Genomic DNA, 20757 nt, shown 5'->3' on the forward strand with positions numbered 1-20757 from the left:
AGGACGCACCTCAGCGCGGCGGAACGGCCATCCCGAGGTGCTCGCGCAGGGTCCGCCCGCCGTACTCCTTGCGGAAGAGCCCGCGCCGCTGGAGCACCGGCACCACCAGCTCGGTGAACGCCGTGACGGCCCCGGGCACGTACGCCGGGTAGATGTTGAACCCGTCGGCGGCACCCTCCTCGAACCACTCCTGGATCATGTCGGCCACCTCCTCCGGGTTGCCGACCACCACGTGCGAGAGCTGGGCGGGCGTGGCGTGGACGAGGTCCCCGTACGTGATCCGGTCCGGCCCGTCGACGGTGCGCCGGGTGAGCCGGGTGATCTCGGTGAGCCGCCGGGCCCCTTCCTCGGAGACCGCGGCCAGGGTGCTCGACGGGACGGCGGCGGCCAGGTCGTTGCCGCGCACGTCCACCCCGAACACCTCCGACGCGGAGGTGAGGTTGCGCTGGTGGCCCTCGCCGATGCCGCCGGCCCGCACGATGTCGCCGACCTCCCGCTCCGGGTCGAGCACCAGCAGCGCGTTGAGCCGGTCGTGCAGGGCGACCGCCTCCTCGGTGGTGGGCGCGACGATCGGGGTGAGGCCGGGCAGCACGGCGACGTGGTCGGCGCGGCCGTGGCGGGCGGCCCGGGCCTTGATGTCGGCGTAGTACTCCCGGCGCTTGGCCAGTGTCGGCTGCGGCCCGGCGAACACGATGTCCGCGTCGCGGGCGCCGAGTTCGCGGGAGCGGTCCGAGGTGCCGGCGTTGAACACCACGACGTGGCCCTGCGGCGGCCGGGCGACGTCCAGCGGGCCGTCCACCGAGAAGAACTCGCCGCGGTGGTCTATCCGGCGGGCTCCGGTGCCGTCCGGCTCCGGTGCGGCGTCCCACAGGTCGCGGACCACCCTGAGGGTCTCCTCGGCCCAGTCGTAGCGCCGTGCGGTGTCCCAGTGCGCGTCCCGGCCGAAGTTGTGTGCCGCCGCGGCGTCCGCGCCGGTGACGAGGTTCCAGGCCGCGCGCCCGTCGCTGAGGTGGTCGAGCGAGGCCATCAGTCGAGCGATGGCGTACGGGTCGGAATAAGTGGGGTTGGCGGTGACCACGACGCCGATGTGCGTGGTGGCGGCGGCGATCGCCATGGCCGTGCTGTAGGGCTCCAGCCGGGAGATCTGCGCCGGGTTGCTGTGCTGCAGGGCCGGGTCGCTGGCCAGTCGGTCGCCGAGGAAGACGAAGTCGAACTTGGCCCGCTCGGCGGCCTGGCTGACCTCCTGGATGAGGCCGATGTCGTAGGCGGCGTCGGCGCGGGCGTCGGGATGGCGCCACCCAGCGGCGTGCGTGCCGGTCGCCCAGAACATCAGCCCGAGGTGCAGTTCTCGCTCGGACACGTCGTCAGCTCCTCTCCGCGCCGGCCGCCGTGAGCCGTCCGACGATCCGGTTGGCGGGCCGGGCCAGCCCCAGGTGCCCGCGCAGTGTCCCGGCCCGGAACTCGCCCGAGTACCGCCCGGACGCCCGCAGTTCGGGCAGGACGAGGTCGGTGAACACCTCGACGCTCCCGGGCAGCGGGAGCCGCAGGACGAAGCCGTCGACCGGAGCGCGGTCGGCCCACGCGGCGAGTTGCCCGGCGACCGATGCCGCGTCGCCGACCAGCACCGCGCAATCCCCGTCCGATCGCGGTGCGCCCGCGCGCGCGTGCAGCTCGCGGGCCCGCTCCTGCGTCTCGGCGACGAAGGGGGTGACCGTCCCGAGCACCGGCCGGTCCGAGGCCGCCGCCCGGTCCGGGTTCCCCGCCACCAGCACGTCCGCCTCCGGGGCGAGCAGCGGCTCGGCGGCAGGGGCCAGGACCACCGGATGGCCCTGCGGCGGGCGGACCACGTTGAGCGGCCCGCGCACCTGCAGCGCCGGGCCCGCGTGGTCGAGCACGTGGACGCGGTCGGGGTCGATGAACCGCCCGACGTCCTTCTCGTGCACGAAGGCGCCGTCCTCCCAGGTGTCCCAGAGGTCGCGCAGGAGCGGCACGAACTCGGCGGCGCGCACCTCCCGGCCGACCGCCGGATCGACGCCCTCGCGGCGGTGGTTGGCGTCCGCCTCCGGGTCCGGGCCGGTCACCACCCGCCAGCCGGCCCGGCCGCCGCTGATGTGGTCCAGCGAGGCGATCATCCGGGCCAGGTTGTAGGGCTCGCAGTAGGCCGGTGCGGCGTCCACGACCAGGCCGATCCGCCGGGTGCGCACCGCGAGCATCGACGCGGCGACGATCGCGGCCGGCGGGGCGGCCCGGCCGGGCCGGGCGGCCGGGCGGTCGCCGAGGAGCAGGGCGTGCACCCCGGCCGCCTCGGCCCGCTCGGCCGCCACGACGATCCCGGCGGCGGGCCCGGCGAGCACCGCGTCGGACAGCTCGTAGGCCAGGACCAGGCCGGTCACGACCGGCTCCCGCTCGCCCCGAACAGCTCCGCCACCGACGCGTCGTACGCGCCGCTGATCCGGAACGCCTTCTCGGCGAGGGCCAACCGGCGCTCCACCGGGACGGCGGACGGGAGGCCGCCGCCCTGCTCCAGGAGCTTCAGCACGTCGTCGTAGTCGTCCGGGTCGCTGAGCGGGATGACGTGCTCGAAGTTCTTCGCCGCCCCGCGGAGCATCGCGGGCCCGCCGACGTCCACCTTCTCGCGGAACCCGGCCGGGTCCAGGCCCGGCTGCGGCTCGGGCAGCAGGTAGTAGTTGTTGCAGACCAGGTCGATCCGGGGGATCCCGTACTCCGCCATCTCCCGTAGGTCGGACTCGGTCTCGCGGGCCAGGATGCCGCCCATCACGGAGACGGTCAGCGTCTTGACCCGGCCGCCCAGCAGGGTCGGGACGCCGGCCAGGTCGGCGATGCGCTCCACCTCGTGGCCCGCGTCGCGCAGCAGCCGGTACGTCCCCTCCGTGGCCGCGACCCTCCAGCCGAGCCGGAGCAGTCCGGCGGCCAGCGGCTCGATGTTCCGCTTGTCGCTCACCGCGAGTACGGCCAGCATGTCAGCGATCCTCCTTGAGTGGGTCGTCTACTTGATCTCGATCAGCGCGTCGCGGTGGGAGCCGACCGACACGTGGCGCACCGGCACCCCGAGCAGCTCCTGGATCGCCTCGACGTACTCCCGGGCGCCGGCGGGAAGCTGCTCGTACGTGCGGACGCCGGAGATGTCCTCGTCCCAGCCGGACAGGGTCTCGTGGACCGGGGTGCTGGCGGCCAGTTCCGCCGGCCTGGGGCTGAACTCCCGCACCGTCCGGCCGGCCCGCTCGTACGCCACGCACAGGTCCAGCTCGCCGGTGCCGCTCAGCTGGTCCAGGTTGGTGATGGCGACCTCGTCGGCGCCCTGGACGCGCACGCCGTAGCGGGTCGCCACCGCGTCGAAGGCGCCGAGCCGGCGGGGCCGGTTGGTCGTCGAGCCGTACTCGCCCCACTGGCGGCGCAGCCGGTCGGCGCGCTCCTCGTCGAACTCCGTCACGAAGGGCCCCGCGCCGACGCACGAGGAGAACGCCTTCGTCACGCCGATGGTCCGGTCCACGCGCGCCCACGGGACGCCGATGCCGACCGGTGCGTGGCCGGCCAGGCAGGTGGACGAGGTGGTGAAGGGGTAGATGCCGTAGTACAGGTCCTTGAGGGCGCCCAGCTGGCCCTCGGCGATGACGGTGGCGCCGTCGTCCAGGGCCTTCCCCAGGAGGGCGGTCGCATCGACGACGTGCGGCTCCAGCCGCGCGGCGACGTCCGCGGCCCAGCGGGTGACCTCGTCGAGGGAGAGCGGCGCTCCCCCGTAGATCCGCACGATCCGTTCGTTCGCCCAGTCCAGGACGGCCGCGAGGCGGGCGGGCAGGTTCTCCCGGTCGAAGAGCTCCCGCACGAGCAGGGTCTTCTTCATCACCCGGTCGCCGTAGGCGGGTGAGATGCCGCGCCGGGTCGAGCCGTACCGGCCGTCCGAGAGCCGCTCCTCCTCGGCGCCGTCGAGGTCGCGGTGGAACGGGAAGCAGACCGAGGCCGCGTCCGCCACGAGGAGCCGGTCGGCCGTCACACCGTGCTCCCGCAGCGCCTCGAACTCGGCGAGGAAGCCCTCGACGTCGACGGTCATGCCGGGGCCCAGCACGCCGGTCACGGTGGGGTGCAGCACGCTGCTGGGCAGGCTGTGCAGCTTGAACTTCCCCTGGTCCGTGTGGATCGTGTGGCCGGCGTTGCTGCCGCCGTGGTAGCGAACCGTATAGTCGGCCTCCGCGGAGAGGTTGTCGACCATCCTTCCCTTGCCCTCGTCACCCCAGTTGAGGCCCACGATTGCCTTCAGCACGACGAAACTCCCTCAGCTCGACGTCGGTTCGCGGATCAGGCCAGCAGCGCGCGGCGACGCTCGGCCGCCTGGCCCCAGACGTCCGGGTTGAGCACGGCCGGCGGCTGCTTGCCCTCCAGCGCGCTCAGCAGCTGGGTGGCCGCGGAGAGGGCCAGGGCCCGCTTGGTCTCGACGGTGAAGTCGGCGATGTGCGCGCTGAGCACGAGGTTCTCGATGCCCAGCAACGGGCTGTCGGCCGGCAGCGGCTCGTCCTCGTACACGTCCAGGGCCGCACCGCCGAGGTGACCGCTGCGCAGCGCCCGGGCCAGCGCGGCGCCGTCGACGACCCGGCCGCGCGAGGTGTTCATGAAGTACGCGCCGGGCTTCATCTGCGCGAAGGTCTTGTCGTTGAACATCTGCTCGGTCTCGTCGTTGAGCTCCGGGTGGCAGGTGACGAAGTCGGCGCGGGAGAGCAGCTCCTCCAGCGTGTCGACCTTCTCCGCGCCGACCTCGGCCATCTTCTCGGCGGAGACGTAGGGGTCGTAGGCGAGGACGCGCATCAGGAAGCCGCCGTGGGCCCGGCGGGCCATCCAGCCGCCGACGTTGCCGAGGCCGACGATGCCGAGCACCTTGCCGGTCAGCTCGACCCGGTGGGTGGTCAGGCGGGCGTCCCAGGCCTTCTCGATGCCGTCCCGGCTGATCGCCGTGAGGCCGCGGGTGACCATCAGGAGCAGGCCGAGCGCGTGCTCCGAGACCGGCTTGCCGCCGAGCCCGGGGTTGTTGGCGACGACGACGCCGGCCGCGCTCGCCGCGTCGAGGTCGATGTTGTCGACGCCGCGGCCGCTCGACAGGACGGCGACGAGCTCGGGGGCGGCGGCGATGAGCTCGGCGTCGATCCGGGCGGGGTAGCGGGCCACGATGCCGTGTGCCCCGGCCACGGCGGCGAGGATCGCCGGCCGGTCCTGGTCGTCCACGCGGCGGACGTCGGCGTGCTGCTCCAGCAGTTCCTCGGCTTCGGGCGCGTACATCGAGCCGATCAGGACCACGGTGGGTCGCATGGTGGGGCCTCCTCAGGCAGGGGGTCGGAAGGGTGGTGGTGCCGCGTCACGCGGCCATGGCGGCGGCGAGCAGGTGCTCCAGCGGCTTGAGCTCGCCGCCGCGGCTGGCGGCCAGGAACCGCCGGGTCAGCTCGGTGCGCTCGGTGGGCGCGGGGGTGAACCGGGAGCGGTCGGCGGCGAGGCGGTCGCAGGCCCGGCCGTACAGCTTGCGGCTGTAGGCCTCGCTGATGCCGAGCGCGGCGGCGATCTCCCGGTGGCTGTAGTCGAAGGCCCGGCGCAGCAGCAGCACGGCGCGCTCCGCCGGGCCGAGGCGTTCCAGCAGCCAGGTCATCCTGCCGCGCAACTCGTCCTCGTCGCCGACCAGTTCGTGCGGCTCGCCGCTGCTCGGCAGGGCTTCCTCGGGCACCAGGGCGCCCACGTAGGAGACCCGCCGGGCGTGCGCGGACTTCAGGTGGTCCGCGCACAGGCGGCTGACCACGGTGGCGAGGAACGCGGCGTGGTTCTCGACGTTCGTTGCGGCGGACCAGCGCAGCCACGCCTCGGAGACGATGTCCTCGGCCTCCTCGGCGGATCCGAGCCGCCGGTAGGCGAGCGCCAGCAGCCGCGGGCGCTGGCTCTCGAACCGCTCGTCGTGCTGCTCGTCGTGTTCTTGCTCTCGCATGTGGACGGGGCCGGACAACGGTGGTGCCTCCCAGGGCCGTTCCGGTGCGGGGCCGCGGTCGCGGCCGTGGCCCCGCACCGGAAGCAGGCTCGTGTTCGCGGTCAGGCCCGGCCCTCGGCCAGGACCTGGCCCAGGCTCTTGGCGAAGGCCACGGCGTACTCGGCGATCTCCTCCTCGCCCATGGGGGTGGAGATGCAGCCCAGGCCGCTGTCGCCGATGTGGATGCCGTTCTCCAGCAGCTTCCAGTACAGGGCCTTCATCGCAGCCGCCGCGCTGTCGTACCCGGCGGGGGCGCTGTTCGCGACCACGCGGAACAGCGAGCCGAGGCCGTTGACCTCCCAGTCCAGGCCGGCCTCGCCGAGGGCGGTGCGCATCGACCCGCGGGCCTGCTCGCCGAGCTGGCCGATCCGCTCGTGCGCCTGCGGGGTGAGCAGGCGCAGCGAGGCGATGCCGGAGCTCATGCTGACCGGGTTGGCGTTGTAGGAGCCCGAGTGGGGCAGGGCCGGCTTGCCCTTGCTGGGGTCGAAGACGCTCATGAACCGACGGCGGCCGGCCACGGCACCGATCGGCATGCCGGCGGCGATGACCTTGCCCATGACGGTGATGTCGGCCTCGGCGCCGAGCAACTGCATGGCGCCGTGGTAGCCGACCCGGTACGAGCCGACCTCGTCGGAGATCAGCACCGCGCCGCTCGCGTCGCAGAACTCGCGCAGTGCGTCCAGCCACTCCTTGCTGGCGGGCAGCAGGCCGATCCGCCACGGCACCGGGTCGATCAGCACGCAGGCCAGGTCGTCTGCGTGCCGGCGCAGCACCTCCAGGGAGCCCTCCGGGTCGTTGAACGGGATGACCACGGTGTTGGCGACGACGCCCTCGGGGTTGCCGGTGACGGCGTGGCTGATCAGGTTGCCCGAGCCGTCGTTGTTCACCGCGACGGCGTCGTAGGCGCCGTGGTAGGCGCCGGCGATCTTGGCGATCTTCGGGCGCTCGGTGTAGGCGCGGGCGGCCTGGACGGCCATCATGACGGCCTCGGTGCCGGAGCTGGTGAAGCGGACGTGCTCGAAGGTCTCGTTGCGGGCCGAGAGCGCCTCGGCGTACTCGACCTCCACCGGGGTGGGCATGCCGAAGCTGGTGCCGTGGCCGACCGCCGCCGCGATGGCCTCGACCATCTCGGGGTGGGCGTGGCCGTGGATCAGCGTGGTGCTGTTGTTGAGGAAGTCGATCCGCTCGACGCCGTCGACGTCGGTGACCCGGGCGCCGCTACCGGACCGGACGTAGACGGGGTAGGGCGAGCTGTAGACGGCGGTGCGGCTGTTGCCGCCCGGCATGACCTCGACCGCGCGGGCGTACAGGGCAGCGGACTTCTCGGTGATCACGGGGAAACCCTTCGGGACGGGCCTGGACGGCCTTGGGAAACGGGCATGGGAAAGGTGCGCTCGGCGGGGGTTGTCGGCCGGCACGCCGGCTCAGTGCGATGGACCGATCAGCGCGTCCGACGAGAAGTACGGACCGGTCAGGGCGACGGCGGTACCGGGCGCGACCCACCGCACGGGGTCGTCCCCGGCTGCGGAGGCGGCTGCCCCCAGCTGCCCGGAGAGGCGGGCGGCCAGCTCCGGCAGCAGCGGCTCGGCCGCCACCGCCAAGGCCCGGACGGCCATCAGCTCCAGGGCCGTGCAGGTCCTGGCCGTGGCCGAGACCGGCTGCACCACGAGGACGTCCTCGCAGACCTCGGTGAACCGGCGGGCCTCGGCCACGAAGTCGCGGAGCTCGCGCGCGGCGGCACGGGCGGAGAAACGTTCCGGCTCCAGGGCACTCGTCAGCCGGGCGGCGAAGGCGCGGATCCGGCCGTAGAACTGCTCGGCCTCGCCGTTCCAGCTGCCCGCCTCCGGCGCCACGCCGCCGAAGTACTTGCGCAGCCGGTCGTCGACCGAGGCCAGCCAGCCCTCCCACTGCCCGGCCAACTCGTCACGGACGAAGCGCTCGTAGTCCGCGACGACGAAGTCCCGGCGCCGGATGTCCGGGCTGGTGGCGGCCAGGTAGAGCCGAAGCTGGTCGCTCGTCTCCGGGCGGAACGCGTCCCGGCCCCAGATCGCGTGCTTGCGCCCGGTCGAGAACTTCTGCCCGTCGAGCAGGTAGAACTCGTTGCACACCATGGTGTCGGCGAGCGCCAGCTTGTCGGTGAAGGCCCCGAGAACGGCGGGGAAGACCACCGCGCGCAGGAAGGCGTTGTCGAAGCCGAAGAACAGCACCGTCCGCGGCTGCACCGCCTCGGCGTACTCCTCCCAGCTGGCCACGCCGTGCTGACGGGCCAGGTCGTCCACCGCCGTGATGAAGCGCGCGGCCAGCTCGAAGGCCGAGTACATCCGCTGGCCGTCGGTCGCGCCGGACGGGTCGGCCGGCAGCAGGATGCCGTCCGCGGCAACGGTGCTCACCGGCAGGTCGGGCAGCGGGGCGGCCATCACCCGGTCCACGTAGGACCGCAGCCGGGCGCTCATCGCGACGGACCGCAGGTAGTCGGCCAGCCGGGCCCGCAGCGGCTCCAAGGGCATGTAGTAGCGGGTGAGTTCGCGCTGCTCGGCCGGGGTCCCGCAGGAGCTGCAGCTCGGGTCCAGCAACTCGTGGTCGGCGAAGGGAAGCGCGCACGCCTCGCACTCGATGCCCGCGGTGTCCCGCGAGCCGCAGTGCGGACAGGCCCCCGCGACGAACGCCTCGAACAGGTAACTCTCGCACGGGACACAGTAGTTGGCCTGAACGGTCTTCGCGACCACCGTCCCGTTCGCGCGGAGCCGCTCGAAGAACTCCAGGGCCACCTGCGGGTAGCGCGGGGACGACGGCCGGACGAAGACGTCCCATTCGACCCTCGCGGCGGCCAGCGCCTCCTGGATCGCGTCGGTGTTGCGCTCGGCCAGTTCGTAGAAGGTCAGCCCCTGGTCGAGGGCGGCGGCCGCGACCTGGCTCTGGTGTCCGACGGTGCCCAGCAGCAGCCGGACCGGGGTGCCCCGCGCGATCAGGCCGCGGCGCAGCAGGTCGGCGTTGAGGAACGGGCCGGCCAGGTGCCCCAGGTGGAGTTCGCCGTTGGGCGTCGGGAAGGAAGGCAGCAGCAGGACGGGGCGACCGGTCTCCCCGGTCTGCGCGGCACGCCGGTCGTGCTCGGCGTCCAGCGCGGCCAGGTCCTCCCACCAGAAGGTGAGGAAGGAGAGCGGCCGGTCCTCGGCCGGGTTGTGCAGGGTGTGCACGCCCAGCGGCGGGAGGCGGAGCGCGTCGCCCGCCGCCACCGGCGCGGTCTCGCCGTCCGAGGTGACCTCACCGCTGCCGTCGAGGATCACCCAGACCTCGACGTCGTGGTGGTTGTGCGGGGCCGTGGTCTCGCCGGGCCGCAGGGTGACCCTGCGGACGTTGACGGGAAGTTCGGGGTTCTGGGCCCAGGCCGGCAGGACGCTTCGGACGAATTCCGGCAGGTTCAGGTCATTGACGGTGCGTGGAACGGTCACGATGTCCATCGTGTGGTGGGGGTGGACTCGCCCCCGGCTCCTCTCCCGGAGTCGTTGGTACTCGGTCAGCGCCCCGTGTTCAGGGCGAGTTCGGCGGGTGCGTCGTCCGCCTCCTGCGGACCGGGCGGCGCCCAGTCCAGGGCCGTGCTCACCGATCCGGTGTCGTAGCGCCGGCGGCCGAGCAGGCTGTTGGTGATCACCGCGCTGCGCCAGGCGAGCAGGCTGAGGTTGGGGTCCGCCACCCCGTACTCCCGCCGCGCGGCGTTCTGGACGAAGATGCGGTGCTCCGCCGGGCCGTCCCACTGGAGGCTGAAGTCCGGCCGCACCACCGGCAGGCCGTCACTGATCGCGAGCCGGTCCTTGAGCCCGAGCAGTAGGTCGGGCATGGCGTGCTCGTAGCCGGTGGCGCAAATGACGACGTCCACCGCCTCCCGCACCGGCTCCCCGCCGCGGGCCGGGCGCCAGGTGATGACCAGCCCCTCGGCGGTCTCCTCCAGGTCCTCCAGGGTGTGGTCGAGCAGGATGCGGCAGCTGCGCTCGCGGCCCTCCAGGAGGTCCAGGTCGTACAGCCGCCGGTAGAGGTCCTCCAGCAGCGGGATGGAGATGCCGTCGCTGGTGAGGCGTAGCCGCTGCACGATCTCTTCGCGCTCGTGCTCCGGCAGACCGTAGAAGTGGTGGCTGTAGTCGGGCAGGTAGAGCTCGTCGACGAACGGGCTGTCGTCCAACGGGAGCAGGTTGGTTCGCCGGGTGCCCCAGAGGATCTGCTCGGGGCGCCGTTCCTCGCCGCCCAACAGGTAGTTGACGACCTCGGCGCCGCTCTGCCCGCCGCCGACGACGGCGACCCGCTTGCCGGCGAAGTCCCGCGGCCGGCGGAGCAGTTGGTCGGTGTGGAAAACCCGCTCGGGGTCGTGGCCGCGCATGCTGTGCGGCAGCCGCGGTGCGAGGCCGGTGCCGACGACGATGTTGCGGGCCTGGAGGAGGCCGTCGCTGGTGTGGACGACGAAGGAACCGCCGTCCCACTCGACGTTCTCCGCCCGCACGCCGAAGCGCAGGTTGTCCAGGCCAGCCACCGCCCACTGGCAGTACTGCTCGAACTCCCGGCGCGGCACCTTCGACCGGCCGGTCACCAGCAGGCGGTAGAGCCGTTTGGTGTCCACCTGGAAGGCCAGGAAGGAGAACGGGTTGGTCGGGTCGACCGGAGTGACCAGGTCCTTCAGGAAGTGGACCTGCATCTGCGCGTCCGGCAGCATCAGGCCGGGATGCCACTCGAATCGGTCCTTGTGGTCGACGAAGACGGTCGACAAACCCGGTTCCCCCGACGTCAGTGCCGCGAGACTCAGATTCGAGGGACCTATGCCGACACCCACCAGATCGAAAGTCTCCGGCATCTCACTCATGCTGTCTCTCCCATTGTCACTAGGGCGCTGGTCAGCCGATCTCGTGCGCCGGTATCCAGGTCACTCTCCGGGCGGTCAGTGACCCCATCAGCTTTTCGAATTGGTCAGCGGACAGAGTGCGGTGCGGTTTCCGCCAGCCGGCGCCGGTGACCGACCGCTCGGCGAGCAGCCCGGTCGCCCCGGCCAGCGCGAACCCGGTGGTGCGGGCCATCGCGGAGAGGCCGGTCGTCTCGTCCGCCGAGTCGAGGACGGTACTGCGCAGACTGGTCGGCTCTCCGGCCAGGCGGCCGTGCGCGGTCACCTCCAGGACCACCAGGTCCCGGTCGCCGGTGCGGGCGCGCACCTGCGGGGCCAGCACCCGTTCGACCACGCGCTTGGGCGGCACCTCGACGCCGTCGACGTCGACGGTCTCCTCGGCCAGCAGCCCGAGCCGGGCCAGGCCGGACACGGCCTGGGCGAAACCGGGCCAGCGCAGGGTCTTCTGGGTGCAGTCGACCCCTTGCAGCAGCGGGTGCTCGCCGAGCCAGGGCGCCATGCCGTCGTGATAGGCCTCCAGCCGGCCGACCCCGTCGACCTCCCGCGTCTCGACCCCGGAGAAGCGGGCGTGCCGCACCCTCCGGCCACCGCTCAGGGCCAGCGCCTCGCGCTGGGCGATCGGCAGGTGGTGGTCGTTCTCGCCGCCGAAGAAGGCGGTGTAGCCGAGCGGTTCGCGCGGCTGCTCGGGCACGCCGCCGCAGCAGATCTCCAGCGCCTCGATCTGGTCCAGGCGCTGCGCCACGTGCACCGCGAGCAGCTCGGTGAGGCCCGGTTCGAGTCCGAGCGGCAGCAGGACGGTGGCGCCTGCGGCCCGGAACCACGCGTCGAGACCGGCGAGTTCCTCGGTCGGCGGCCGGGTGATGCTCGCCACCGGCACCCTGGGGTCGGTCCGCACCACCGTGCGGATCACCGCCCGGGTCGCCGCCCACGGCAGCGCCGTGGCGACGGCGTCCCGCCCGGCGAGCGCATCCGCCGGATCGGCCGCGACCCGGACCGGGCAGCCGCCGAACCCGGCCAGCCAGCCGGCCAGTTCGACGGCCCGCTCGCGGTCCCGGTCGACCAGCGTCAGCTCGGTGGTGTCAGGGCCGGTGGCCAGCGCGTACGCGGCGGCCCGGCCCATCTGCCCGCAGCCCACCAGCGCCGCCTTCACGAGCGCTGTCCCCGCGGTCGGGTCGCCACGGCCTACTCTCCGTCGGCCACGGCCGGGGTCACCCGGGCCACCGCCTCGGCGGGCACCCGGTCCAGCAGCGCCTCCAGCCCGGCCCGCGTGACGTGCCGGGCGACCACCGCGGCCACTCGCTGCTGCCCGAAGTTCTCGGGCGGCAGGGCGACTTCGGTCCCTGCCGGGACCTCGTAGAAGACGTGGTCGAAACCCGCCTGCTCGCAGATCCCCTGCAGACCGCCGACCTCCTCGAAGCGCCCGGCCCGCTCGGCGAGCACGAACCGCAGGCCCGCGTTGACCTGCCGGTCGTGCTCCAGCCGCAGCGGATCTCCGGTGGCGACCCTGATGACGTTCTCGAAGTAGTCGACGCCGGTGGCCAGCGGCACCAGGTGCGAGCCGATGTAGTCGCCGGCCGGGCGGGCGGCGATCTCGATGAACCGCAGGCCCTGCTCGCCCCACTTGGCCTCCAGGTGGAAGGCGCAGTGGTCGAAGCCCAGGCCCGCCACGATGTCCTTGGTGGTCGCGGTGATCTCCGCCCAGTCGTCGGAGGGCAGCGCGCTGGGCACCTTGTGCGACAGCTCCAGGTGGTACGGGACGCTCGTCACCTTGTCCGTGACGGTGACGACGTGCACCTCGCCGTCCGAGACGAATCCCTCGACGCTCAGCTCGTCGCCCTCCAGGAACTCCTCGACGATGAACTCCGCGCCGAACTGGCGGAAAACCGGGTCGAAGTCCGGCCGGGCGATGCCCGCGAGCCGCTCCATGGCCGGCTCCAGGTCCGCCGGCCCGCGCAGCTCGAAGATGCCCTTGGAGCCCGAGGCTCCGGTGGGCTTCACGACGGCCGGCAGCCCGACCTCGTCCAGGGCCTTGCGCAGCTCGTCCAGGCCGGTGACCCGGGCGAAGCGCGGGAGCACGCCGCCGAGGTGGCGCAGCGCCTCCTTCATCGCGTACTTGTTCCGGGCGCGCAGCGCGGCGGTCTCGGACATGCCGCGCAGGCCGAGGTCGGCGGCGATCGCCGCGACCAGCTGCACGTCGACCTCGGTGAAGTTGGCGACTCCGGCCAGGTCGTAGCTCTTCGCGAGGTCCCGGGCAGCCGCCAGCGAGGCCTCCCGGTCGTAGGTGTCGACCTGACGGAATTCGTCCACGAGCGGCTTGGCGAATTCCGGGACGGATCGTCCGAGGAGCACCACACCATATCCGAGGCGGCGGGCCGCGAGAAGGGATTCGAGGCCCTCCCGCTGAATCCTCCGCAGGTTCACGAAAAGCACATGGCGCTTCGCCACAGGACCCTCCAGTCTGCATTGCCGGATGAGAAAGTCGAGCGGAACCAACCACAGCCCGAGAGTCCTTCTCCGGCCCGGTCGGAAGCTAAACCTGTGCGGGCCGCCGGGAAAGTGTGGGAATTTCCCGCACGGTCCGTTCACAGGAAGTTCCGACGCACGACGCCGCCGGCTGCACCGGGGCAGCATTCGACCGCTTGCGAGGACGTGCACGGAAAAGGACGGGAAATACCGAGTCGGGCAGCGTGACCGCCGCCTCGAAACCCCGGCCGCGGGCCGGGCTTCAGGGCTCTCCAGTAACACGGGCACCGTCAGCAACGCTGCCCTCGGGCTCACCACCAGCATGATTTGTCATCAGAGGCATGTCAACCGATCGCTTCCGGTCATCCCGGCGACCCCGACGCTCACCTGACGCTCCTCGAGTCTCGCCTGTCGAGACTCTTGTTGAACAGTCAAAGACCGTCGGCTCCAAGAGAGTTCGACACTTCCTCGAACCCGGGTGGAACGCCGCCGACCTCGGCGTCCGTGCGCCCCGGCACCCCGATCCGGCCTGCCTTCCGCGCCCGCGTGGCCGAAATCCTCCCTGCCCCGGGGAAGTTGTCCAGACCTCCGGCAGGACAGGTCGGCCTCTGGCAGGATGATCAGTCCGACCGGGGCGGCTCCGAGCGGCATCCCGTTTCGGCCGTCCGCATCGCCGACGCCACCGAAACCACCTGCGGTGCCCGCGATTTCGGCCACGCCTGTGCTCTCCCGCCCCCCGTTCCCGACCCGGCCCCCCACGACTGCCGAGGAGAACGCATGGCAGACCGCGCCCGACGCGCGCCGTACGGCACCTGGCCCTCCCCCATCACCCCCGCCGACGTGGTCCGCAGCGGCGTCCTCGTCGAATGGGTCGGCTTCCTGGGAGCCGACCCCTGCTGGACGGAGGTGCTCCCGGAGGACGGCGGCCGAGGCGCCCTCATGCGGCGCGGCCCGGACGGCACCGCCGTCCAGGTCCTGCCGCCCGGCTGGGACGTCCGCAGCGGCGTCATCGAGTACGGCGGCCGGCCGTGGACCGCCGTGTCCGACCGGGCCGAGCAGGGTGTCGTGTTCAGCCACCGGGGCGACCAGCGGCTCTACCGGTGGTCCCCCGGCCAGGAGCCCGTCCCGCTGAGCCCGGTCCCGCCGCCGGGTACCCAACTGCGCTACTGCGACTTCGAGGTGCGCGGCGCCGAGGTGTGGTGCCTGCGCGAGACGGTCCTGGACGAGGCCGGCACCGAGGTCGAACGCCACCTGGTGGCCCTGCCGATGGACGGCGGCGCGGCCGCGGACCCGAAGGCCGTCCGGGAACTCGCCTCCAGCCACGCCTTCCTGACTGGTCCTCGGATCTCGCCCGACGGCACCCGGGTCTGCTGGCTGGGCTGGGACCACCCGAACATGCCCTGGGACGGCACCGAGCTGATGGCCGCCGCGATCGGCCCGGACGGCACGCTCGACGAACCGGTGCGGCTGATGGGCGGCGAGCGCGTGTCCGTGGTGCAGGCCGACTGGGCGGCCGACGGTTCCGGCCGCCTCTACGCGGTCGCCGACCCCGACGGCTGGTGGAACGTCCACGAGCTCACCCCGGACGGCGCCGTCCGCGGGCTCCACCGGGCCGAGGAGGAGTTCGGCGAGGCCCCGTGGCGGATCGGCCTGCGCTGGTGCCTGCCCCTGCGCGACGGCACCCTCGCCACCGTCCACGGCACCGGCCGGCGCCGACTCGGCCTCCTCGCCCCGGACGGCGGGCTGACCGACCTCGACCTCCCGTACACCGAGTGGTCCTCCGTCGCCACCGACGGCCGGCGGATCGCGGCCGTGGTCGCCGGTCCGGAGCACCGCCGCACCGTGGTGCTGGTCGACCCGGCCGACGGCGCCGCCGAGCTGGTCCGGGCACCGCGACCGGCCCACGAGGAGTACGCCTCCCGCCCGGTCGTGCGGACCTTCCAGGGGCCGGACTCCCCGGTGCACGCCTACGTCCACCCGCCCCACCACCCGGAGGTCGGCGGACCCGCCGACGAGCTGCCGCCGTTCCTGGTCTTCGTCCACGGCGGGCCCAACAGCCGCAGCCAGCCGGTGCGCAACCAGGAGATCAGCTACTTCACCAGCCGGGGCATCGGCGTGGTGGACGTCCAGTACGGCGGCTCCAGCGGCTTCGGCCGGGCGTACCGGGAGCGGCTGCGCGGCCGCTGGGGGCAGGTGGACGTCGAGGACTGCGCGACGGTCGTGCGCGCCCTGGTCGCCGAGGGCCTCGCGGACCCGGCCCGGATCGCCGTCCGCGGCGCCAGCGCCGGGGGCTGGACCGCGATCCTGTCCGCGCTCGCCGAGCCGGACCTCTACCGGGCGGCCGGCCTCTACTTCCCGGTGCTCGACCCGGTCACCTGGCGGGCCGGCGGCACCCACGACTTCGAGGCCCGTTACGCGGACGGCCTGATCGGCCCGTGGCCGCAGCAGCGCGCCCGGTACGAGGACCGCTCGCCGGTGCGGCGGGCGGACGGCTTGAACGTCCCGATCGTGCTGTTCCAGGGCGAGCTGGACACCATCTGCCCGCCCGCCCAGGCGGACCGCCTGGTGGACCGGCTGGTCCGGGCCGGCATCCCGCACACCTACCTGCTCTTCGCCGGGGAGCGCCACGGGTTCCGCCGCCGGGACACCGTCGTCCGCTGTCTGGAGGCCGAACTCGCGCTCTACGGGGAGGCCATGGGCTTCGACCCGGCGTGAACGCCGCTGAGCCCGCGGACCCCGGGCGGGGTCCGCGGGCTCAGCGGCCTCCTTGCGTCAGACCGCGTCCAGCAGTCGGCCCGCGCGGTCGAGCGTCTCGCGGAAGTTCTCCTCGGTCGTCCGCTCGCGCGCCTGCGCCACCGTGAGCCACTCCAGCGGCGAGTCCGGGTTCTCCGGCCGAGCCTCGTCCGGCGTCCCGGTGGCCAGCAGGAACCGCAGGTCCGCGTGCTCGTGCGCCGGCTCGCGCGGCGAGGCCGGCACCGGCACGACGGTGACGTGCACGAGGGACGCGTCCGGCCACGGGACCAGGTCGGTCAGGTTGGTCTCCTCCCGGCCCTCCCGCAGCGCGATCTCCAACGGCAGCGTCTCGCCCGGGTCGCCGTGCCCGCCGACCTGCAACCAGGCCTGCTGGCGGACGTGCCAGCGCAGCAGCACCCGCCGGGTCCCCGGGTGGACGATCAGGGCGGAGGCCGTGAAGTGCAGCGGGGTCGCGCGGTCCCACGCGTCGGGCGCACCCACCAGACCCAGCAGCCGCTCGTGGTCCGCGGTCTCCGCCGCGCCCTGCGGCCGGTACCGGCCCAGCAGCTCGGCCAGGCCGGGGGTCTGCGTCCCGCTCGTCATCCTCAGCACTCCTCGTTCCGTCGAGTCTGCGTCATCATCTCGGGCCCACAGGGCCGTTGGACACGTTCGTCTCGCGCGTACGGCGAACGGGCCCACCCTACCCGGTGATCGGGGACCGGCCGCCGGTGAGGACGGCGGGCCGGCTCGCCCGGGGCGTGTTGCGGCTGGCCAGGAAGCGCACCTCACCCGCCGTCACGACCGCCGAGATGCCGGGCATGTCACCGATCGCCAGGGCCTCCAGCGCGGTCCCCGCCGCCGAGCCGCGCGGCGCGTCGAGGAGCACCAGGTCGGCCTCGTCACCCGCCCGCACTCGTCCGGCGGGCAGGCCCCACACGTCAGCCACGTTGCCGGTGGCGAGCGCCCAGACCCGCGCCGGGTCCACCGGGCCCAGCGCGGACAGCTCCACCACCGTCTTCAGCACCGCCAACGGGATCACGCCGAACCCTGACGGGGTGTCCGAGCCCAGCACGATCCGCTCCAGCGCGCCCTCCGCCACGGCCCGCCGCACGATCCGCAGGCCCGCCCGCAGGTTTCCCGCCTGGACGATCTGCAGCGCCATCCGGCTTTCGGCCAGCAGCCGGTCCACGTCGCCGTCGGGCAGCGCGGTCGGGCCGCCGTTGGTGTGCCCGCACACGTTCGGGTCGAGCGCCAGCAGGTCGTCCGCGCCGAGCGAGGCGGATCCGGCCGCGCTGGCGCCCCCGGCGTGGCACATGACCACCAGGCCGTGTTCCTTGGCCCAGCGGATCTGCTCGACGCCGTCCGCCGCCTTCTCGTAGGCACCGAAGCCGAACTTCGCCAGCCACACCCCGCAGCGTGCGAGGTCCTCGAAGTCGGCCTCGTCCAGGGAGGGTTCGAGCAGCACGTTGCCGGCGTGCACCCGCATCCCACCGGGCCGGAAGTTGTCGTAGGACGCGCGGGCCGCGACCGCGAGTGCCTTGACCCCGGCACGGTCGCGCGGCCGGCCGGGGACGTGCACCTCTCCGGCCGATATGGTCCGGGTGATGCCGCCGTGGACGTACCCCTCCAGGTAGTCCACGGCCTTCTGTCGGGGCGAGTAGTCGCCGAAGGCGACGTGCCCGTGCGAATCGATCAGGCCGGGCGCCACGGTGGCCCCGGCCGCGTCCAGGACCCGGTCGGCGGCGGCGAGTTCGTCCGCCAGGTCGGCGGCCCGGCCGACCGCCGTGATGAGGCCGTCCACGCACAGGACGGTGTCCGCGCCGTCGATCAGCGGTGCGGTGAGATCGCCGGAGACCAGGCATCCGGCCCCCGTGACTGCCAACGTGCCCATGTCGTCGCCCTTCCTCGTCCTGTCCTCACGCCGCCACGAAGCGCTCGGGCCGGAACTCCGCCGCCAGCGCGGACGGTTCGCCCAGTACCTCCTGCGCGACGATCTCCCCGAGCACCGGCGCCAGGGTGAGCCCGCTGTGGGTCACCACCACGTACAGCGAGCCGGCCCCGGGCACCCAGCCCAGGACGCTCATCCCGTCCGCCGGCATCGGGCGGACCCCGACGTACGCGTCCTCCACCGTGACGCCCGCACCGGCCGTGCCGGGCAGCACGTCGGCGAGACGCGCCAGCACCTTCTCCGCGGCGGCGCGGCCCTGCTGCTCGTGCGTGAGCTCCTCGTCCACGTCGTGGCAGTGCAGCACCAGCCGCCCGCCGCTGTGCGGACGGATGCTCAGGTGCGGCGCGTGCAGGACGCGGTCCACCCGGACGGGCACCGGCGAGGTCCGCACCAGCAGCCCCATGACGGTGACCCCGGAGTCGTCCCCCGGCTCCACCAGCGGCACGTCCGCGCCCGCGCGGCTCAGCAGTTCCCTGGTCCCGCGCCCGGCGCAGCTCACGACGGCGTCCGCCTCGATCCGCTGCCCGGAGGCCAGCCGGACGCCGCGCACCCGGTCCGTGCCGAGCAGGCCGGTGACGGCGTCCCCGATCCGCAGCCGCACTCCCAGACGACGGCCCCGATCCTGCACGGCCGCGACGAAACGGTCGCTGACCACGTGCGCGTCGGCCGGGTAGTACACCAGCGACCCGTGCAGGCCGTCGAGCGCCAGCCCCGGCTGGAGTTCGCGCAGGGCCCGCTCGGCGTCGACCTCCTCGACCGGGTAGCCCTTGGCCCGGTACCCGTCGGCGGTGCCGGCGAGCCGCCGGGCCCCCTCCGCGCTGTCGGCCCAGTGCAGGTTGCCGCGCCGGAAGAACCACGGGTCGTCCCCGGTCTCGGCGGCCAGCCGCTCGTGGGCGCGCAGGCTCTCGGCCGAGAGCCTGTAGTAGGGGTCGAAACCGTTGTCCACCGCGTTGACCCAGCCGAAGCCGTGGGCCGAGAGCCCCTCGGCGGGCTCCCGGGCGTCCACCAGGACGACCTCGACGCCCTGTTCCGCCAGGCGCAGCGCGACGCAGCTGCCGATCGATCCGGCTCCGACGACGATGATCCGGGTCACCGCTGCTCCTCCTTGCCGAGCGCCGTCCCGCACACGTAACCGCCGACCAGCGCCGGCCCGAGGGTGCCGCCGGAACCCGGGTAGCCGGGTCCCATCACGGTCGACGCGACGTTCCCGCAGGCGTACAGCCCGGGGACCGGGGTGTCGTCGTGCCGCAGCACCCGGCCGCGCGCGTCCGTGACCAGGCCGCCCTTGGTGCCGAGCATGCCCGGCTCGACCCGGACGGCGTGGAACGGCGGCTCGACCAGCGGCGCCAAGCAGGGGTTGGGCTCGCGCAGCGGGTCGCCGTAGTAGCGGTCGTGGCTGGTGCCACCGCGGCCGAAGGCGGTGTCGACGCCCCGGACGGCATCCGGGTTGAAGGTCGCCAGGGTCTCGGTCAGGCCCTGCTCGTCCACCCCGATCAGCCGGGCGAGTTCGGCGGGCGTGTCGGCGCTGGTGTACCAGCCGGGCACCGGTCCGCCCGGCTGCGCGCCGGCGATCGGGTAGCGGCGGCGGAACGCCTCGTCGAAGACCAGCCAGGCGGGCAGGTTGGGGCGCTGGTGACGGGTGGGGTCGAAGGCCAGGAACGCCTTGGTGATGTCGTTGTAGTTGACGGCCTCGTTGACGAAGCGCCGGCCGTGCCGGTTGACCATGATCGAGCCGGGCAGGCAGCGCTCGCCGACCAGGTGCCGGGAGAGCGGCACGCCGTCGTACTCCTCGCCCTGGCCGGACACCGCCGGCACCCACCAGGCCTGCGACATGGTGCCGAGCGCCGCCCCGACGACCGTCGCCATCAGCAGGCCGTCGCCGTGGTTCCACGGCGGGCTGACCGGGCGTGTCCTGGACAGCCCGAGGTGGGCCTGCTTGAGGCGCTCGTTCCACTCGAAGCCGCCGGTGGCCAGCACCACGCCGGCCCGCGCCCGGTACTCGACCGGGCCTGCGGCGGTCTCGGCTCGGACGCCGACCACCCGGCCGTCCTCCACCAGCAGGGCGCGGGCGCGCACCCCGGTCTCGAAGGCGACCCCGCAGTCGTCGCAGGCCGCCACCAGGGCGGCCACCAGCGCGGCGCCGACCGTGAGCACACCCTCGGCCTTGCGGCGGGCGACCAGCTCGTGGTCGTACCGCCCGGGGATCTGCCAGCGGTGCCGTTCGTCGTACGTGACGGCGTCGAAGTGGCTGCCACGCCGGATGCGGTCCAGCAGGCCGGGGCGGTCGGCGGTCGGGAACGGCACGTTGTCGAGGGTGCGGCCGACGTCCCGGGCGCCGGGCCAGTCCGAGTGGTAGTCGGGCCGGTCGATCGGGAACAGCCGGACGGGCGTCTCGGCGTGCAGGTAGTCGATCACCTCCGGCGCCGTCTCGACGTACTGTTGGAGCCGCCACCGCTCGGTCTCGCCCTCGGTGACGAGTTCCAGGTAGCGCAGCGCGTCCTCGGCGGAGTCGGGCATGCCGTGCTCGCGCATCACGGAGCTGTCGGGCACCCAGATCATGCCGCCGGACACGGCGGTGGTCCCGCCCAGCACCGGGGTGCGTTCGAGGACCAGCACCCGGTGCCCGGCGTCGGCGGCGCGGCAGGCCGCCAGCAGTCCGGCGCCGCCGGAGCCGATCACCAAGGAGTCGGTTTCAACCTGTCGCACGGAAGTCCA

16 protein-coding genes are annotated in these 20757 nt (G+C 73.4%); 1 reads left to right on the forward strand and 15 read right to left on the reverse strand.

What is annotated here, in order from left to right:
• Positions 1-10 precede the first annotated feature (10 nt).
• The 11 genes from F7Q99_RS03110 to F7Q99_RS03160 all read right to left on the reverse strand — a co-directional run bounded on the left by F7Q99_RS03110 (position 11) and on the right by F7Q99_RS03160 (position 13685).
• Positions 11-1360: an NtaA/DmoA family FMN-dependent monooxygenase gene (locus F7Q99_RS03110; RefSeq protein WP_326846194.1), complete on the reverse strand. Its 1350-nt coding sequence runs from the start codon at positions 1358-1360 to the stop codon at positions 11-13.
• Positions 1361-1364: 4 nt separating this feature from the next.
• Positions 1365-2393 carry an LLM class flavin-dependent oxidoreductase gene (locus F7Q99_RS03115; protein ID WP_326846195.1) on the reverse strand — a complete coding sequence of 343 codons (1029 nt, stop codon included), beginning with the start codon at positions 2391-2393 and terminating at the stop codon, positions 1365-1367.
• A complete protein-coding gene (locus tag F7Q99_RS03120) occupies positions 2390-2980 on the reverse strand; it encodes a phosphoribosylaminoimidazolecarboxamide formyltransferase (protein ID WP_153459965.1) in 591 nt (196 codons plus the stop codon). Before F7Q99_RS03120 ends, F7Q99_RS03115 begins: the two co-directional genes overlap by 4 nt.
• A 27-nt stretch (positions 2981-3007) precedes the next feature.
• Positions 3008-4279: an adenylosuccinate synthase gene (locus tag F7Q99_RS03125; protein ID WP_326846196.1), complete on the reverse strand. Its 1272-nt coding sequence runs from the start codon at positions 4277-4279 to the stop codon at positions 3008-3010.
• A gap of 35 nt (positions 4280-4314) precedes the next feature.
• Entirely contained in the window at positions 4315-5316 is a 1002-nt protein-coding gene (locus tag F7Q99_RS03130; protein WP_153459966.1) for a hydroxyacid dehydrogenase, read from the reverse strand.
• Between the two features lie 46 nt (positions 5317-5362).
• Positions 5363-5977 (reverse strand): sigma-70 family RNA polymerase sigma factor, encoded by a 615-nt coding sequence (locus F7Q99_RS03135; RefSeq protein WP_153459967.1) that lies wholly within the window; start codon positions 5975-5977, stop codon positions 5363-5365.
• A 101-nt stretch (positions 5978-6078) separates the two neighbouring features.
• A complete protein-coding gene (locus F7Q99_RS03140) occupies positions 6079-7350 on the reverse strand; it encodes an aspartate aminotransferase family protein (protein ID WP_326846197.1) in 1272 nt (423 codons plus the stop codon).
• Between the two features lie 90 nt (positions 7351-7440).
• Positions 7441-9465, reverse strand: a complete 2025-nt coding sequence (locus tag F7Q99_RS03145; protein WP_326846198.1) for a class I tRNA ligase family protein — start codon at positions 9463-9465, stop codon at positions 7441-7443.
• Positions 9466-9530: 65 nt separating this feature from the next.
• Positions 9531-10862 (reverse strand): lysine N(6)-hydroxylase/L-ornithine N(5)-oxygenase family protein, encoded by a 1332-nt coding sequence (locus F7Q99_RS03150; protein ID WP_153459969.1) that lies wholly within the window; start codon positions 10860-10862, stop codon positions 9531-9533.
• Positions 10863-10893: 31 nt separating this feature from the next.
• Entirely contained in the window at positions 10894-12048 is a 1155-nt protein-coding gene (locus F7Q99_RS03155) for a saccharopine dehydrogenase family protein (protein WP_153459970.1), read from the reverse strand.
• Between the two features lie 32 nt (positions 12049-12080).
• Positions 12081-13685 carry an ATP-grasp domain-containing protein gene (locus F7Q99_RS03160; protein WP_326846199.1) on the reverse strand — a complete coding sequence of 535 codons (1605 nt, stop codon included), beginning with the start codon at positions 13683-13685 and terminating at the stop codon, positions 12081-12083.
• 453 nt (positions 13686-14138) lie between these two features.
• Here F7Q99_RS03160 and F7Q99_RS03165 point away from each other — a divergent pair, with 453 nt between their 5' ends.
• The gene (locus F7Q99_RS03165; protein ID WP_153459971.1) at positions 14139-16076 is read left to right on the forward strand and encodes an alpha/beta hydrolase family protein; all 1938 of its coding nucleotides are present in this window, start codon (positions 14139-14141) and stop codon (positions 16074-16076) included.
• A gap of 57 nt (positions 16077-16133) precedes the next feature.
• Here the strand turns inward: F7Q99_RS03165 and F7Q99_RS03170 are convergent, their stop codons facing one another.
• The 4 genes from F7Q99_RS03170 to F7Q99_RS03185 form a co-directional block, all read right to left on the reverse strand.
• On the reverse strand, positions 16134-16697 hold the full coding sequence (locus F7Q99_RS03170) for an NUDIX hydrolase (protein ID WP_153459972.1): 564 nt from the start codon (positions 16695-16697) through the stop codon (positions 16134-16136).
• A 97-nt stretch (positions 16698-16794) separates the two neighbouring features.
• Positions 16795-17985 carry an amidohydrolase family protein gene (locus F7Q99_RS03175; protein WP_153459973.1) on the reverse strand — a complete coding sequence of 397 codons (1191 nt, stop codon included), beginning with the start codon at positions 17983-17985 and terminating at the stop codon, positions 16795-16797.
• 25 nt (positions 17986-18010) lie between these two features.
• Complete coding sequence (locus tag F7Q99_RS03180; RefSeq protein ID WP_326846200.1) at positions 18011-19135, reverse strand: NAD(P)/FAD-dependent oxidoreductase; 1125 nt, start codon at positions 19133-19135, stop codon at positions 18011-18013.
• Positions 19132-20748, reverse strand: coding sequence for an FAD-dependent oxidoreductase (locus F7Q99_RS03185; RefSeq protein ID WP_326846201.1), 1617 nt, complete (start codon positions 20746-20748; stop codon positions 19132-19134). Before F7Q99_RS03185 ends, F7Q99_RS03180 begins: the two co-directional genes overlap by 4 nt.
• Positions 20749-20757: the final 9 nt, after the last annotated feature.

Origin of the sequence: Streptomyces kaniharaensis, assembly GCF_009569385.1 — a bacterium.
Classification (GTDB): domain Bacteria; phylum Actinomycetota; class Actinomycetes; order Streptomycetales; family Streptomycetaceae; genus Kitasatospora; species Kitasatospora kaniharaensis.

Coding starts and splice junctions, on each gene's coding strand:
- F7Q99_RS03120 (WP_153459965.1), bottom strand. CDS start 2,980: ATGCTGGCCGTACTCGCGGTGAGCGACAAGCGGAACATCGAGCCGCTG.
- F7Q99_RS03130 (WP_153459966.1), bottom strand. CDS start 5,316: ATGCGACCCACCGTGGTCCTGATCGGCTCGATGTACGCGCCCGAAGCC.
- F7Q99_RS03135 (WP_153459967.1), bottom strand. CDS start 5,977: ATGCGAGAGCAAGAACACGACGAGCAGCACGACGAGCGGTTCGAGAGC.
- F7Q99_RS03150 (WP_153459969.1), bottom strand. CDS start 10,862: ATGAGTGAGATGCCGGAGACTTTCGATCTGGTGGGTGTCGGCATAGGT.
- F7Q99_RS03160 (WP_326846199.1), bottom strand. CDS start 13,685: ATGCTGGTGGTGAGCCCGAGGGCAGCGTTGCTGACGGTGCCCGTGTTA.
- F7Q99_RS03165 (WP_153459971.1), top strand. CDS start 14,139: ATGGCAGACCGCGCCCGACGCGCGCCGTACGGCACCTGGCCCTCCCCC.
- F7Q99_RS03170 (WP_153459972.1), bottom strand. CDS start 16,697: ATGACGAGCGGGACGCAGACCCCCGGCCTGGCCGAGCTGCTGGGCCGG.
- F7Q99_RS03175 (WP_153459973.1), bottom strand. CDS start 17,985: ATGGGCACGTTGGCAGTCACGGGGGCCGGATGCCTGGTCTCCGGCGAT.